General features: G+C 61.1%; 1 protein-coding gene. It reads right to left on the bottom strand.

From position 1 onward, the window contains the following. Positions 1-229, bottom strand: a 229-nt coding sequence (locus F6S12_RS33555; protein WP_315870088.1) for a penicillin-binding protein activator, incomplete at both ends; no start/stop codon positions are given.

Below are 229 nucleotides of genomic sequence, written 5' to 3'. Positions count from 1 at the left end.
TAGTGAGCAGCCATGAAACCTTCGCGCAGTGCTTTGGAAACCGATGCGAGGGGGCCGTCCTGTGGCAGCAGCAAGGCAATTTTCGATACCGGCTGGCTGGCCAGTTCCTTGAGCTTGATCAGGGGTTGGGGCAGTTGAATGGCAGCCGGGTGCTTTGGATTCTGGGCGCGCCAGGTATCGATGGCTGCCTGCTGCTGTTCCAGGGTGCCGGCGCTCTTGACTGCCAGGG

The organism is Pseudomonas sp. JV245A, assembly GCF_032424515.1.
GTDB lineage: Bacteria > Pseudomonadota > Gammaproteobacteria > Pseudomonadales > Pseudomonadaceae > Aquipseudomonas > Aquipseudomonas protegens.
This window is presented reverse-complemented; position numbering and strand designations above follow the sequence as displayed.